General features: G+C 63.4%; 12 protein-coding genes and 1 other RNA gene. 9 read left to right on the forward strand and 4 right to left on the reverse strand.

Features of this window, described 5'->3' with window-relative positions:
* Window positions 1-40: 40 nt before the first annotated feature.
* From BN1143_RS18525 to ffs, 4 genes are all read left to right on the forward strand, one after another.
* On the forward strand, window positions 41-802 hold the full coding sequence (locus tag BN1143_RS18525) for an SDR family oxidoreductase (RefSeq protein ID WP_042051664.1): 762 nt from the start codon (window positions 41-43) through the stop codon (window positions 800-802).
* Between the two features lie 389 nt (window positions 803-1,191).
* On the forward strand, window positions 1,192-2,628 hold the full coding sequence (gene arcD, locus BN1143_RS18530; protein ID WP_010633821.1) for an arginine-ornithine antiporter: 1,437 nt from the start codon (window positions 1,192-1,194) through the stop codon (window positions 2,626-2,628).
* Between the two features lie 91 nt (window positions 2,629-2,719).
* A complete protein-coding gene (locus BN1143_RS18535) occupies window positions 2,720-3,508 on the forward strand; it encodes a sulfite exporter TauE/SafE family protein (RefSeq protein WP_042051665.1) in 789 nt (262 codons plus the stop codon).
* Window positions 3,509-3,610: 102 nt separating this feature from the next.
* Window positions 3,611-3,707: signal recognition particle sRNA small type (gene ffs, locus BN1143_RS22180), an RNA gene on the forward strand.
* 390 nt (window positions 3,708-4,097) lie between these two features.
* Here ffs and BN1143_RS18540 read toward each other — a convergent pair.
* Window positions 4,098-5,018 (reverse strand): LysR family transcriptional regulator, encoded by a 921-nt coding sequence (locus tag BN1143_RS18540; protein WP_042051666.1) that lies wholly within the window; start codon window positions 5,016-5,018, stop codon window positions 4,098-4,100.
* 123 nt (window positions 5,019-5,141) lie between these two features.
* Here BN1143_RS18540 and BN1143_RS18545 point away from each other — a divergent pair, with 123 nt between their 5' ends.
* Genes BN1143_RS18545 through BN1143_RS18555 form a run of 3 tightly spaced genes read left to right on the forward strand, consistent with a single transcriptional unit; the run spans window position 5,142 to window position 7,732 of the window.
* Complete coding sequence (locus BN1143_RS18545; protein ID WP_042051667.1) at window positions 5,142-6,059, forward strand: alpha/beta hydrolase; 918 nt, start codon at window positions 5,142-5,144, stop codon at window positions 6,057-6,059.
* Between the two features lie 49 nt (window positions 6,060-6,108).
* On the forward strand, window positions 6,109-7,038 hold the full coding sequence (locus BN1143_RS18550) for an alpha/beta hydrolase (protein WP_042051668.1): 930 nt from the start codon (window positions 6,109-6,111) through the stop codon (window positions 7,036-7,038).
* Window positions 7,039-7,093: 55 nt separating this feature from the next.
* Window positions 7,094-7,732 (forward strand): SDR family oxidoreductase, encoded by a 639-nt coding sequence (locus BN1143_RS18555; protein WP_042051669.1) that lies wholly within the window; start codon window positions 7,094-7,096, stop codon window positions 7,730-7,732.
* A 48-nt stretch (window positions 7,733-7,780) separates the two neighbouring features.
* Here the strand turns inward: BN1143_RS18555 and BN1143_RS18560 are convergent, their stop codons facing one another.
* Complete coding sequence (locus tag BN1143_RS18560) at window positions 7,781-8,761, reverse strand: LysR family transcriptional regulator (RefSeq protein ID WP_082038637.1); 981 nt, start codon at window positions 8,759-8,761, stop codon at window positions 7,781-7,783.
* A 193-nt stretch (window positions 8,762-8,954) separates the two neighbouring features.
* Between BN1143_RS18560 and BN1143_RS18565 the strand changes: the two genes are divergently transcribed.
* A complete protein-coding gene (locus tag BN1143_RS18565; RefSeq protein WP_042051670.1) occupies window positions 8,955-9,938 on the forward strand; it encodes an aldo/keto reductase in 984 nt (327 codons plus the stop codon).
* 119 nt (window positions 9,939-10,057) lie between these two features.
* On the forward strand, window positions 10,058-11,086 hold the full coding sequence (locus BN1143_RS18570; protein ID WP_042051671.1) for an MBL fold metallo-hydrolase: 1,029 nt from the start codon (window positions 10,058-10,060) through the stop codon (window positions 11,084-11,086).
* A gap of 109 nt (window positions 11,087-11,195) precedes the next feature.
* On the opposite strand, the gene BN1143_RS18575 is transcribed toward BN1143_RS18570, so the two are convergent.
* Window positions 11,196-13,019: an ATP-binding protein gene (locus BN1143_RS18575; protein WP_042051859.1), complete on the reverse strand. Its 1,824-nt coding sequence runs from the start codon at window positions 13,017-13,019 to the stop codon at window positions 11,196-11,198.
* Window positions 13,020-13,027: 8 nt separating this feature from the next.
* A complete protein-coding gene (locus BN1143_RS18580) occupies window positions 13,028-13,519 on the reverse strand; it encodes a putative pterin-binding protein (RefSeq protein ID WP_005301421.1) in 492 nt (163 codons plus the stop codon).
* Window positions 13,520-13,861 lie beyond the last annotated feature (342 nt).

Raw genomic sequence — 13,861 nt, forward strand, 5'->3', positions numbered from 1 at the left:
TTTGACTCGATAGTCACCGGCCATCTCACCAGGAGCATTTATGGATATCAAACAAAAAGTCATCGCCATCACGGGGGCGGGCAGGGGACTGGGCCGCGCCATCGCCCTGAGTCTGGCGGAGCAGGGCGCGCAGCTTGCGCTCATCGACGTCAACCGCACCGATCTGGAGGTGACCGAGGCGGAGGTGCGCAGCCGTGACGGCCGCTGCGCCCTGTTCGTCTGCAACGTGGCGAGCGAGCCGGAGGTCGAGGCGACCTTCGCCGCCATCAAGGAGCAGTTCGGTGTCCTGCACGGCCTCGTCAACTGCGCCGGCATTCTGCGCGACGGCATGCTGATCAAGGTGAAGGAGGGGTTGCTTGCGGAGAAGATGAGCCTGGCCCAGTGGCAGAGCGTCATCGACGTCAACCTCACCGGCACCTTCCTGTGCGGGCGTGAGGGGGCGGCGCTGATGGCCACCGGCGGGGAGGGGGGCGTCATCATCAACATCTCCTCCATCGCCCGTGCCGGCAACATGGGTCAGAGCAACTATGCCGCCAGCAAGGCGGGGGTGGCCTCGCTGGTGGTCACCTGGGGGAAGGAGCTGGCCCGCCACGGCATCCGGGTGATGGGCATCGCCCCCGGGGTGTTTGCCACCGACATGACGGCGGCGATGAAGCCCGAAGCCATGGCCCGCATGCAGCAGGCCATCCCGGTGGGTACCCTCGGGCAGGCGGCGCAGCTGGCTCAGACGGTGCATTTTATTCTCGCCAATGACTATCTGTCGGGGCGGATGATCGAGCTCGACGGCGGCTTGCGCCTCTAAATTCCAGCTCTCTTTTGCAGATGCCCCTGGCCCTCGGCGCAGGGGCATTTTTATTGAAACGTTTGTCAGCAGTCAGGTTTGCCGAGCTCGGCTGCAAGCTGCATTCTCATGCAGGTCTTATCCGCAAAAAGGGGGCTCAGGTCATGGAAAAATGTGAAATATCAACGTGTCTTTCTTAATTTGAACCAGCTCACAGGCCCCCGGGGTCAGTGCTGTAAAATTGCGCGCGGTCAAGGCGGTGCATGATTGACGGTACGAGGGATTGCGGTCGGAATAGTCATGCAATATAGTTGCCGCCTTTTTCACGGGGTACGGATTTCTAGCCCCTCCCATATTGCGCGCAGTATGAATACGGACGCTCTGCCGCCGCCTAATTAAACAGGATTGAGATGGACAAGAAACTGGGGCTTGGCGCCCTCATCTCGCTGGTGATCGGCTCCATGGTCGGTGCCGGGGTCTTCAGTCTGCCGCAAAACATCGCCGCTCATGCCAGTGCCGGGGCCGTCGCTTTGGGATGGGCCATCACAGGTATCGGCATGATCTGCCTCGCGCTGGTGTATCAGAATCTCTCCATGCGTCGCCCGGATCTTGATGGCGGCATCTTCAGCTATGCCAAGGCCGGTTTCGGCGATTTCATCGGCTTCAACGCCGCCTGGGGCTACTGGCTCTGCCAGCTGCTGGCCAACGTCTCCTACGCCATCGTGGTGTTCAGCGCACTGAGCTACTTCTTCGACACGCCGGACAACGTCATCTTCGGTGACGGCAACACCCCGGTGGCCATCACGCTCGCCTCCATCCTCATCTGGTCGGTACACGCTCTGGTGCTGCGCGGCATCCAGGTGGCGGCGCTGGTGAACATAGTCACCACCATCGCCAAGATGGTGCCACTCATCGTCTTCTGCGTGGCCATCCTGCTCGCTTTCAACATGGATACCTTCACCCTGGACATCTGGGGTCAGGGTACCCCTGAGCTGGGCTCGGTGATGGATCAGGTCAAGTCCACCATGAAGGTGACGCTCTGGGTCTTCATCGGCATCGAGGGGGCCGTGGTGGTCTCCGCCCGTGCCCGCCATCGCAAGGACGTAGGCCGTGCCACCGTGCTGGCACTGCTGGGGGCCCTGACGCTCTACGTCATGGTGACCCTGTTCTCGCTGGGGGTCATGAACCAGCCGCAACTGGCGGCCCTCAAGAACCCCTCCACCGCCATGATCCTGGAAGCCGTGGTCGGCCCCTGGGGCGCCTGGCTCATCAACATCGGCCTGGTCATCTCTGTGATGGGAGCCCTGCTGAGCTGGACCGTGCTGGCGGCGGAAGTACCCTACATCGCGGGCAAGACCGGCGTCTTCCCCGGCTGGTTCGCCAAGGAGAACAAGAACGGCTCGCCGCAGGTGTCGCTCTGGTGCTCCACCTGCCTGGTACAGACCTTCCTCATCATCATCTATTTCCAGAGCAGCACCTATCTGGCGCTGGTCAACATCGCCACCTCGGCAGCGCTGGTACCCTACGTCTTCTCCGGCGCCTACGGGCTGAAGCTGGCGCTGAAAGGGGAGACCTACGCAGGCCAGCCTCATCAGCGCAAGCGTGACCTCTTCCTGGCGCTGGTGGCGACCGTCTATGGCTGCTGGCTGGTCTATGCCGCCGGGGTCGAGTACCTGCTGCTGGTGGCGCTGCTCTACAGCCCCGGCATCTTCATCTACTGGAAGGCGCGCCAGCACCATGGGCTGCGCGGCCTCAACCGGCTGGAGCAGGGGATGACGGCGGCCCTGCTCGGTTGCGCCGTGCTGGCCTTCTACAAGGTGATGGACGGTACCATTCCCTTGAGTTAACCGGCACAATAAAGAGATGGCCCAAGGGCCATCTCTTTTTTTATGTGCTGCACACGACTCGGTGCGCGGCAGAGCCTCGGAAGGAATTTTTATGCTGTTTATGGGTTATCTGCTGCTGGGGGCATTCGCCGGCATGCTGGCGGGATTGTTCGGCATCGGCGGCGGTCTCATCATAGTGCCCGTGCTGGTACTGAGCTTTCACGCCCAGGGCGTCGCCCCCGACATCATTACCCATCTGGCACTCGGCACCTCGCTGCCCACCATGATCTTCACCGGCTTCAGCTCCCTGCGCGCCCACCAGGAGGCCGGGGCGGTGGACTGGGTAATGATCCGCCGGCTTGGCGCCGGCATGCTGGTCGGGGCCTGGCTCGGCGGCATGACCGCCAATCTGCTCAGCGCCAGTACCCTCAACATCATCATCGGCTGCTTCGCCTGGACCATGGCACTGCAGATGGGGCTCAACCTCAAGCCCAAGGCGGAGCGTCATCTGCCGGGGGCGCTCGGCACCGGCATCGCCGGCACCCTCATCGGCTGGATGTCGGCCTTGTTCGGCATCGGTGGTGGCTCGCTGACCGTGCCTTATCTGAGCTGGAACAGCGTGCCGATGCGCAACGCCGTGGCGGCCTCCGCCGCCTGCAGCATGCCCATCGCCCTGGCCGGCAGCCTCAGCTACCTCTACGCCGGCTGGGGCAACCCGGATCTGCCAGAGTGGAGCCTGGGGTTCATCTATCTGCCGGCGCTGCTCGGCATAGTGCTCACCAGTACCCAGTTTGCCCGGGTGGGGGCCAGGCTGGCGCACCGGCTCTCGCCCCAGCGGCTCAAGCAGGCGTTCGCCCTGCTGATGCTGCTGGTGGGGGCCAAATTCATGCTGTTTAGCTGAACCCTTGGCCAGATTGTTGAAAAATAAGGCGAACGGCACGGACGAGGGCAGAAAGCCGTTGCATTGAGGGGCCAGTTTGCCTATTCTCCTCGCCGGTGGTCCTATTGGTCCTCTCGCATTGATAACCCGTCGACCTGGTCAGGACCGGAAGGTAGCAGCCAAGGCGGGGGACTCGAGTGCCGGGATGTGGCTGGTAGGGCCACCACTTGTTTCTGCCATTCAATAAGTTACAGCTAATACCCCTCTGCAGAGCTCTTGGTCATCCACTTGATGTGGATGAGTCTGGCGTCTTCATCCCATATTTCCGGCTCTCTGCCGCAAGCTCTCAGGTGCGACCGCAAGGTGATCCTGGAACCCAACGCGAACGTCCCCCCCTTGATCTTCCACGCAGTTCCCTTGGGATCATGTTTCCCTCAGTCGCTTTCCGTGGCCTCTATTGCCTTTGCATTCTCTTTGTTCTCACCACGCTACAACCCCTTTTTGAAAGAGAAGGGCTTGCCGTACGCCTACGGCCAGGCGCTGGAGGCGCCAGACCGTCGGCAATCCCATGCACTTGCTGGCCTGACGGGCAACGGCCGGCGCAGTGACATCAGGCCAGCTGCGCTCGCTTCTCGATCAGGAAATCCATCAGCGCCCGGATCTTGGCCGGCATCTGGGCCCGCGACGGCACATAGAGATAAAACCCCGGGAAGGGGGGGCACCAGGGGGAGAGCACCCGCACCAGTGATCCGTCACTCAGGTGCTGGCGCACCCGCAGATCCAGGTGTTTGACCAGCCCCACCCCCTGCAGGGCCGCCTGCAGCATGCTGTCGTCGTCGTTGAACACGGCGTTGCCCTTGGGATCGACGATCTGGGTGTGCTGCTCCTCATCGGGGGAGGTGAACGACCAGCGGTCGATGGTGTTGCTGGAGGTGAAGCGGTAGGCCAGGCAGTTGTGCCGGGTGAGGTCGCCCGGGGTCTGCGGCGTGCCATGCTGCCTGAAATAGTCGGGTGAGCCGACAATGGCCATGGTCAAAGGCGGGGTGATGGGCACCGCCACCACGTGTTCATCCAGGCTCTCTCCCAGGCGAATACCGGCATCCATCCCGTCGGCGATGATGTTGGAAAACCCGTCCGCCATCACCAGCTCCAGCCGCAGCTTGGGATGGCGCGCCAGAAACTCCCCCATGTGCGGCTCGAGCAGCAGCCTGGCGGCGATGCGCGAACTGTTGATGCGAATAAGGCCCGAGGGCTCAAGGTGGGAGTCATTGAGCTCGCTCACCACCCGCTCGATGGCCGTGAGGGAGGGTTGCAGCACATCCAGCAGGCGTTGCCCCTCCTCGGTCAGCGACATGTCGCGGGTAGTGCGGTTGAGCAGCCGCACCTGCAGCTGCTGCTCCAGCCCCTTGAGGTGCTGGGAGAGGGCGGCGCGGGTCACCCCCATCTCGGTGGCGGCCTTGGTGAAGCTGCGATGACGGGCGATGTGGGCAAACCACGTCAGTGACGCGACGAGTGAAGGTTCTATGGGCATTTGTTTAGTCTGGCTAATCAGTCATGTCTTGATAGGTGCGTATATCTAGCTCAATAGACTTACTACTATTAGCTCGAACTCGCGTCAAGCATGACGACCCTGAACCTAACGGAGAGCCCGACCATGTTCCATGTCACCTTCCCCAATCGCAACGGCCAAGGCATCACCATGGCTGCCATCGTTCACTTCCCGCCGCACTTCGATGAGCGCAAGCAGTACCCGGCGGTCGTGGTCTCCCACCCCGGCGGCGGCGTGAAGGAGCAGACCGCGGGCCTGTACGCCAGCAAGCTGGCCGAGCAGGGCCTCATCGCCATCGCCTTTGACCGCTCCTATCAGGGCGAGAGCTCGGGCGAGCCGCGTCAGCTGGAGAACCCCCACGTCAGCACCGAGGATGTCAGCGCCGTGGTGGACTACCTGACCACGCTGCCCTATGTCGACGAGAACCGGATCGGGGCCATGGGTATCTGCGCCGGCGCCGGCTACAGCGCCAATGCCGCCATCCAGGATCGCCGCATCAAGGCGCTCGGCATGGTCAGCGCGGTCAACATCGGCCAGATGTTCCGCAATGGCTGGGACAACAGCGTCAAGGATGCCGATGCCACAGGCTATCTGGCGTTCGGCTCCCAGGCGCGCACCACGGATGCGACCGGCACCGCCTACGCCACCATCCCCTTGGCGCCCCTGCGTGAAGAGGATGCCCCCAACGAGGAGCTGCGCGAAGCCTGGGAGTACTACCACACCCCGCGCTGCGAGCACCCCAACGCGCCGGGCTTTGCCCTGACCCGCAACCTGAACCAGATCATCACCTACGACGCCTATCACAAGGCCGAGGCCTTCCTGACCCAGCCGATCCTGGCGGTGGCTGGCAGTGTGGCCGGCAGCAAGTGGATGAGCGATGACCTGTTGGCGCGCGCCGCGAGCACTGACAAGACCCTGCATGTGGTGGAGGGGGCCAACCACATGTCCCTCTACGACGTGCCCCGCCATGTCGACGAGGCCGTCGCCAAGCTGGCCCCCTTCTTCCTGCGGACCCTGAACTAATCGGCCCGCGAGAGGGGGAAGCCCCTCTCGCTTATCGAGGAGCATCATCATGAGCAATGTATTGAACCTGACCTATCAGAACCTGGGCTGGCAGACGGCGGCCGACCTCTACCTGCCGCCCGATTTCGACGAGCAAAAGCGCTACCCGGCCATCGTCAGCACCCACCCCATCGGCAGCTGCAAGGAGCAGACCGCCGGCAATGTCTACGCCAAGGGGCTGGCTGCGGCGGGGTTCGTGGTGCTGGTCCACGATGCCAGCTTCCAGGGCGCCAGCGGCGGTGAGCCGCGCTTTATCGAGGATCCGGCCATTCGGGTCTCCGACATCCGCTTCGCGGTGGACTACCTGCAATCTCTCTCTTACGTGGACAGCGATCGCATCGGTGCCATCGGCGTGTGCGGCGGCGGCGCCTACACCATCCATGCGGGCATCACGGATCACCGCCTCAAGGCGCTGGTCTCCATCACAGGGGTCAACTATGGCCGCCTGATCCGCGAAGGCTTCGCCCAGTTCAAGCCTCTTGAGCTGGCCCAGAGCATAGCTCGGATGCGCACGGCGCAGGCGCAAGGGAGCGCCACTGAACCCGCCGATCTGCTGCCGGCGTCAGTGGCGGCGGCCACCGCGGCAGGCATCACCGACATCGACGTGCTGGAGGCCACCGAGTACTACAAGACGGCGCGCGGCCAGCAGTCTCACGGTGCGACCCGCCAGCTGATGTCCTTCACCGGCGCCGCCATGGGGTGGGATGCCTTCCTCCATGCCGAGGTGCTGCTGACCCAGCCGCTGATGGTGGTCATCGGCGACAAGGCGGGGGGCTTTGGCGCCTATCGGGATGGCTGGGAGATCTACGGCCGCGCCGCCTCCACCGACAAGCACATCGTCGTGGCCGAAGGCTGGTCCCATTACGACCTCTACGACAAAGCCGAGCCGGTGGCCATCGCCATGGCAAGCGTGGTGCCCTTCTTCCAGCGCACCCTGTGATCCCGCGGTGGGGGCATCCCCACCCATTCAAGCGACAAACGAAAGGTCAACCGATATGCGAAACGTACTGATCCTCGGCGCCAGCGGCCAGATAGCCCGGTGGGTGGTCAAGGGGCTCGCCGGGCAGGGCGACATCCGCCAGACCCTGCTGCTGCGCGACCCCAAAAAGTTGAGCGGCCGTGAGCCGGCCAACGCCAGGGTGGTGATCGGCAGCGTGCTGGACAAGCCGCTGCTCAAGGAGGCGATGGCAGGACAAGAGATCGTCTACGCCAACCTCAGTGGCGACAACCTAGACAAACAGGCCCAGGCGGTCATCACCGCCATGCAGGCCGCTGGGGTGAAGCGCCTGGTCTTCGTGCTTTCCCTCGGGATCTACGACGAGGTGCCCGGCAAGTTCGGCGAGTGGAATCGCGGGATCATCGGCGAGGAGCTTAAACCCTACCGGCGCACGGCAGACGTCATCGAGGCATCGGGTCTGGACTACACCATCTTGCGCCCGGCCTGGCTGACCGATGAGGATGAAGTGGATTACGAGCTGACCGCCAAGGGCCAGCCCTTCCAGGGCACTGTGGTGTCGCGCAGGAGCGTGGGGGATCTCATCACCCGGATCCTGGTCTCGCCCAAGCTGCATCTGGGGGAGAACCTTGGCATCCACCAACCGGGCAGCGATGGCGACAAGCCGTACTTTATGTAAGGGGAGGCCAGGGCACTGGTCTGCGGCACCGGGACGGGGGCGCGGGCGTCATGTCGCTTGCAGCGACGCCATGCCGGCCCGATGGGCCTGCTCCAGCTCATCGAGGTCGAGCATATAGGCGCGGTTGTCCGCGAGGCTGGCTATCGCCAGATCGATGAAGTGGCGTACCCGGGCGGGCTGGGCGGCGCGACTGCCGTAGTAGAGAAACAGGCTGAGCCTCTGGGTCATGTGCTCGAGCAGCAAGGGCACCAGGCGGCCGGCGCGAATATGCGCCGCCGCCGTCGGCCCGGCCAGCTGGCCGATGACATCGCCAGCCAGCACGGCCCCCAGCTCCACCATCTCGTCGTTGGTGGAGAGTGCCGGGCGCACCGGATGCTCCTGCAGTTCGTCCCCTATCTTGACGTACCAGGGGATCAGGCGTCCGTTGCCGGCGTGGCGAAAGGCACTGCAGCGATGCAGGGCAAGATCGTGCAGGGTGAGGGGTACGCCATATTTGCGCAGATACGCGGGGGCGGCGCAGATGATGAGCTGCATGGGGAACAGGCGGCGCGCGATCAGCCCCTCCTGGGGCGAGATGCCGATGCGCAGCCCCACATCGACCCGCTCCTCCACCCAGTTGCCGACCCTGTCATCGAGCCGGATATCCGGCTGCACATCGGGATAGCGGCGGCAGTACTCCTCCAGCAGCGGCCCTATGACTGTCTGCACCACGGAGCGCGGGCCCACTATTCGCAGCGGGCCGGCGAACTCCTCACGGGTCTGGCGCGCCGCCGTCAGGGCCTGTTGCAGGCCGAGCAGGGCAGGCTGCGCCGCCTCCAGAAATCGTTGCCCCTCTTCGGTCAGCGACATGCTGCGGGTGGTGCGATGAAACAGGCGTACCCCCAGATAGCTTTCCAGCTGCCCGAGCGCCTTGCTGGCGGCCTGGGGAGAGATCTGCTGGGCCTCGGCCGCCTTGCTGAGGCTGCCCAGCTCGGCCGTGTGTACGAAGGTGGTGATGGAGCGCAATTCGTTGATCATGGTCTGGCTCATGGATTTACATCATTTGGTTGTAACTGATTCCGCCATTTACCGTCTAGTTCGATGTTTATCCCATCTCTATAGTGCGTCCATCGACCGCGCCAGCCTTAAGCGCTTGACTCCCCTTCGGGTTGGTTGAGACAAGGGGCTGTGCATCCATGGTTACCAGGGCAGTTCCGGCTGCATTGTGAGAAAAGGAGCAAGCATGCAAACACGTCAATTGGGTCACAGCGGGCTGACGGTATCCGCCATCGGTCTGGGCTGCATGGGCTTGAGCTTTGGCTATGGCCCCGCCACCGACAAGGCGGAGGCGATCGCCCTGATCCGGCGCGCCCATGAGCTCGGGGTCACCTTCTTCGATACCGCCGAAGCCTATGGCCCTGGCGACAACGAGTTGCTGCTGGGGGAGGCGCTGGCCCCGTTTCGCGACAAGGTGGTGATCGCCACCAAGTTCGGCTTCAAGCACGGCAAGGTACCCGATGGGCTGGACAGCCGGCCGGAGAATATCCGCGCCGTGGCCGAGGCCTCCCTGCGCCGGCTCAACACCGATGTCATCGATCTCTTCTATCAGCACCGCGTCGATCCCGAGGTGCCGATGGAAGAGGTGGCCGGCACCGTACAGGACCTGATCCGCGAGGGAAAAGTGCGCCACTTCGGTCTGTCCGAGGCCGGCGTCGATTCCATCCGCCGTGCCCACCAGGTGCAGCCGGTGGCGGCGCTGCAGAGCGAATATTCCCTCTGGTGGCGTGAGCCCGAGCAGACGATCCTGCCGCTGCTCGACGAGCTGGGGATAGGTTTCGTGCCGTTCAGCCCGCTCGGCAAGGGCTTTCTGACCGGGGCTATCAAGGCCGATACCCGCTTCGAGGCGAACGATTTTCGCAGCATAGTGCCGCGCTTTGCCGAGGAGGCCCGCGCCGCCAACCTGCGCCTGGTGGAGGTGCTGGGGGATCTGGCCGCCAGCAAGGGGGTGACGCCGGCCCAGATTGCGCTTGCCTGGCTGCTGGCCCAGCGGCCCTCGATCGTGCCCATTCCGGGCACCACCAAGCTGCACCGGCTGGAAGAGAACCTGGGGGCCGCCGCCATCAGGCTCGGCAGCCGCGAGCTGGCCGACATTGACGCCGCCGTGGCAGGCATCGAGCTGGAAGGGGGGCGCTACCCGGCGCACCTGGGAAAACTGGTGGGGCGCTGAGGCGCCCTGTTTGAAAGCGAGCCGTGCAAGGCACCCGGCCACTGCCGCGTGTCTTGGCAACGCTCGTGTCGCCCCGGTTCGCCGGGGCCCTTATGTTGTTATGACTCACAGGAGCCGCGATGGCCGGTATTATCTCGTCTGTATTGCAATCGGGTCTGCCCGAACACCAGGACTCAACCCAGTATCGGGCGGGCCGGTTTCACAATCTGGTGGCGCCTCCCGCGCGCAGTGTCTGGAAAGAGGTCGGGATCTGGCGTGACTTCCTGTTTGGCAAGCCCGCCGGCACCCTGCCGGATCGCGCCATCCCGGTGCAGGCCATGACCCTTGCGGATGTCATGGCGGCTCCGGATTTCAGCGTCTGGCGGCTGGGTCACTCCAGCCTGCTGCTCAAATTGCGCGGCCAGTTCTGGTTGACCGATCCCGTCTTCAGCGAGCGCGCCTCACCGCTCTCATGGCTCGGTCCCAAACGCTGGCACACCCCGCCCATGGCTCTTGAGGATCTGCCGCCCCTGGCCGGGGTGATCCTCTCCCACGATCACTATGACCACCTGGATCACGCCACCATAGTGGCGCTGCAGGGGCGGGTGGCGCACTTCATCACCCCGCTCGGGGTCGGGGCCAGGCTCCGCGCCTGGGGCGTGCCGGCGCACAAGATCAGGGAGCTGGACTGGTGGCAGCAGACCCGGGTCGATGGCATTGAGCTCATCGCCACGCCGGCCCAGCACTTCTCCGGCCGCGGCCTGAGCGATGGCAACCTGACTCTGTGGGCCTCCTGGGTCATCCGCAGCGATGATTTCAACCTGTTCTTCAGCGGCGACAGCGGCTATTTCGCCGGCTTCAAGGAGATAGGGGAGCTCCATGGCCCGTTTGACATGGCCTTTCTCGAGACGGGGGCCTACAACGAGCGCTGGGCCCATGTGCACATGTTTCCGGCCCAGACCGCGCAGGCGTTTCACGATCTGCGCGCAGCCTGGCTCTATCCCATCCACAACGGCACCTTCGATCTTGCCATGCACCCATGGGATGAGCCGCTGGAGCAGATCACCCGGCTGGCGGCCGAGCAGCAGATCCCGCTGACCACCCCCATGATGGGGGAACCGCTGACCTTGCAGGCCCCCCATGGTGGCAGCCCCTGGTGGCGGGAGTGAACCTGGGTCTGGCTCAAGCGTGAAAACGGGCGCCCATGGCGGGCGCCCGCATCGTCGAGCCAGCGCCTGCTACCTTCACGCCGCTGCGATCGGGCGCAGCGGCGCCGCTTCAAACCTGATTGCCCAGGGTCATGGTGCGCTTGCGCTGCTCGCGCACCAGGTGACGGTTGATCTCCCCCAGCAGCGTCTCCTTGCTGATGGGCTTGGTGATGTAGCCGTTCATGCCGTGGGACAGGTAGTACTGTTTCGATTCGGGCATGGCATCCGCGGTCAGGGCGATGATGGGAATGTCGGCCCAGCTCTGGCGCGAGGCGCGAATATGGGTGGTGGCCGCCAGCCCGTCCATCACCGGCATCTGCACATCCATCAGCACGATGTCGAAGGTCTCTTGCGCCAGTCTGGCCAGCGCCTCTTCCCCCTGCAGAGCCAGCGTCACCCGATGGCCGGCAGACGCGAGCATGGCACCGATGACCTTGCGATTGGTGGCGTTGTCGTCCACCAGCAAGATGCGATAGCTCTCCTGACTGATCGGCTTGCTGGGCAGGCTGGTCATCGACGGGGTGGTCGCCTGGGCAGGCCAGAGATAGGTAAAGGTGCTGCCGAACCCCTCGTGGCTCTCGACCGAGATGTCGCCCCCCATCAGGCGGGCGAGGTTGCGGGAGATCTCGAGGCCCAGCCCCGAGCCACCATATTGGCGGGTGATGGAGATGTCGGCCTGGGAGAAGCGCTGGAACAGGTTGCCCATCTGGTACTTGCTCATGCCGATGCCGGTGTCCTGAATCGCGATCCGAATCGAATGACGCTCCTTGTCCAGCGGCTGGCTGTCCACCCTGATGTTCACCTCGCCCTGATGGGTGAACTTGATGGCGTTGCTCAGCAGGTTGAACAGGATCTGGCGCACCCGCAGGGGGTCCATCATCAACCATTCCGGCGTGTTGGGGGCCAGGGTCAGGCTGAGCTTGATCCCCTTCGCATCGCAATTGCTCTGCATCAGGGCCCGGATGTCCTCCAGCAGCTTGGGCAGATGGTGGGGCACGAGCTGCAGCTCGATGCGCCCCTCTTCCAGTTTCGAGATATCCAGAATGTCGTTGAGCAGCCCCAGCAGGTGGTTGGCTGACTCCCGGGCCGTCTCCAGGTACTCCCGCTCTCTGGGGGCCATGGTACGATCCGCCAGCAGCGACAACATGCCGAGTATGCCGTTCATGGGGGTGCGGATCTCGTGGCTCATGTTGGCCAGAAAGCTGCTTTTCGCCCGCTGACCCGCTTCGGCCTCGCGGTTGGCCCGCACCAGCTTCTCGTTGAGCTGCTGCATCAGCTTGTGCTGCAGGAACGAGATATTCATCTGCCGCCAGATGAGCAGGGCCAGCACGAACAGCAGGGCAAACTGCAGGGCCGCGATCAGGCTGGTGGTGATGATCTGCTGGCGGACCCCCTCGCGGCGGGCGACGTCGAGCAGGGTCGCCTGCTCGTTGACCTCCAGGGTCAGCTGGTGGAGCTGGGGGAGCAGGGCGGCCAGTTGCTGATCAAGCTGCTGATGGGCCGCCTGATCCAGCGGCTTGTGCTGGACCGGCCCGAGCCAGAGATCGGCCAGGGCGATGAAGCGGCGCATCTCCTTGCTGGCCTGCTGATAAATCTGGGTATGTTGCAGCAGGTTGCGATCCTTGCTCTCCAACACCAGCTCAATCCGGCTGACCAGAATGTCGTATCTGAGCTGGAACTTGACCCGCGGCTCATTTTTCAGGGCATTTTGAAAGCGCAGCGCCTCGTTGTAGAGCTGGAAATAGTTCCACATGACGTTGTCTTCACCCTGACTGGTGCTGTGCTGCAGCTCCTCGAACTGCCGGTACTGGACGGTACCGATACCGGCAAACGCCAGCAACAGCACGCAGAGCACGACGAACAGGGAGCGCTGACTGGCTGCCATGGATTGCATGATGTGGTTCACTCCACCTTGATCTTGTTGATCTGCCAGATGGCACGGCCGTAATAGAGCTTGTTGCGAAGCTCGGGGTATTGATCAAACGGGTAGATCAGGAACAGGGGCCCCTTGTCGCGCACCGACAGCGGCTTGCCATCGATGCTGCGGGCCAGGATCACCTGATACTGGGCGGCATCGCTGGTGGGCACCTGGATCGAGTAGTCGTTGAGCGCCGTGATGGTCAGCTGCTTGCCGCTGGCGCCCACCTTGGCTAGCAGATCGCTCAGACGGGGGCCGCGAAAGGTCTTCTCTTCGTCATACCAGGGGGTGTGAGTCTTGATCTCGTACTCGGGCAGTTGATCCAGCATGGCGGTGTCCCACAGGGCGTCCTGCTGGTAATTGGGCTGGGTAATGGCGCCTTCCACCCTGAGCTGGGCGCTGTCGGGATCGGGAGTCGCCTGGGCGGTAGCGCAAAGAATGGCCAGCAGGGGAGCCATATAAAAATTGAGTCTCATAACCTTCCTCCATGGAACCGTGAGAAGCAGATGCCAGGGCAACGGCGGGCCTGGCATGAGAGGCAAGGCAATAAGCGTGCCTGATAGTGGAAAGTGGCAACGGGCGTGGCTTAGACGGGGGTGAAGAGGGGGTGAGAGTGCCTTTTCATCGCATTTTGCAATGAGAAGGATGAGCCATGTTGCAAATTGGCAAGGAATTCTCCCCTTGCCGTGGCCGATGTGCTTCTCTAGTTAAGGTGAAAAATAGGGTTTCTTTGGGTCTTTTTCTTGCCAGGCACGGCTCTTGCTTTACTGGGTATGGCATGGAACGAAACCGTCCTGGCATAGACAAGGAGCTTCAAC

This window comes from Aeromonas dhakensis (genome assembly GCF_000820305.1).
GTDB lineage: Bacteria > Pseudomonadota > Gammaproteobacteria > Enterobacterales > Aeromonadaceae > Aeromonas > Aeromonas dhakensis.

Coding starts and splice junctions, on each gene's coding strand:
- BN1143_RS18525 (WP_042051664.1), top strand. CDS start 41: ATGGATATCAAACAAAAAGTCATCGCCATCACGGGGGCGGGCAGGGGA.
- BN1143_RS18570 (WP_042051671.1), top strand. CDS start 10,058: ATGGCCGGTATTATCTCGTCTGTATTGCAATCGGGTCTGCCCGAACAC.
- BN1143_RS18575 (WP_042051859.1), bottom strand. CDS start 13,019: ATGCAATCCATGGCAGCCAGTCAGCGCTCCCTGTTCGTCGTGCTCTGC.
- BN1143_RS18535 (WP_042051665.1), top strand. CDS start 2,720: ATGCTGTTTATGGGTTATCTGCTGCTGGGGGCATTCGCCGGCATGCTG.
- BN1143_RS18555 (WP_042051669.1), top strand. CDS start 7,094: ATGCGAAACGTACTGATCCTCGGCGCCAGCGGCCAGATAGCCCGGTGG.
- BN1143_RS18550 (WP_042051668.1), top strand. CDS start 6,109: ATGAGCAATGTATTGAACCTGACCTATCAGAACCTGGGCTGGCAGACG.
- BN1143_RS18580 (WP_005301421.1), bottom strand. CDS start 13,519: ATGAGACTCAATTTTTATATGGCTCCCCTGCTGGCCATTCTTTGCGCT.
- arcD (WP_010633821.1), top strand. CDS start 1,192: ATGGACAAGAAACTGGGGCTTGGCGCCCTCATCTCGCTGGTGATCGGC.
- BN1143_RS18560 (WP_082038637.1), bottom strand. CDS start 8,761: ATGAGCCAGACCATGATCAACGAATTGCGCTCCATCACCACCTTCGTA.
- BN1143_RS18545 (WP_042051667.1), top strand. CDS start 5,142: ATGTTCCATGTCACCTTCCCCAATCGCAACGGCCAAGGCATCACCATG.
- BN1143_RS18565 (WP_042051670.1), top strand. CDS start 8,955: ATGCAAACACGTCAATTGGGTCACAGCGGGCTGACGGTATCCGCCATC.
- BN1143_RS18540 (WP_042051666.1), bottom strand. CDS start 5,018: ATGCCCATAGAACCTTCACTCGTCGCGTCACTGACGTGGTTTGCCCAC.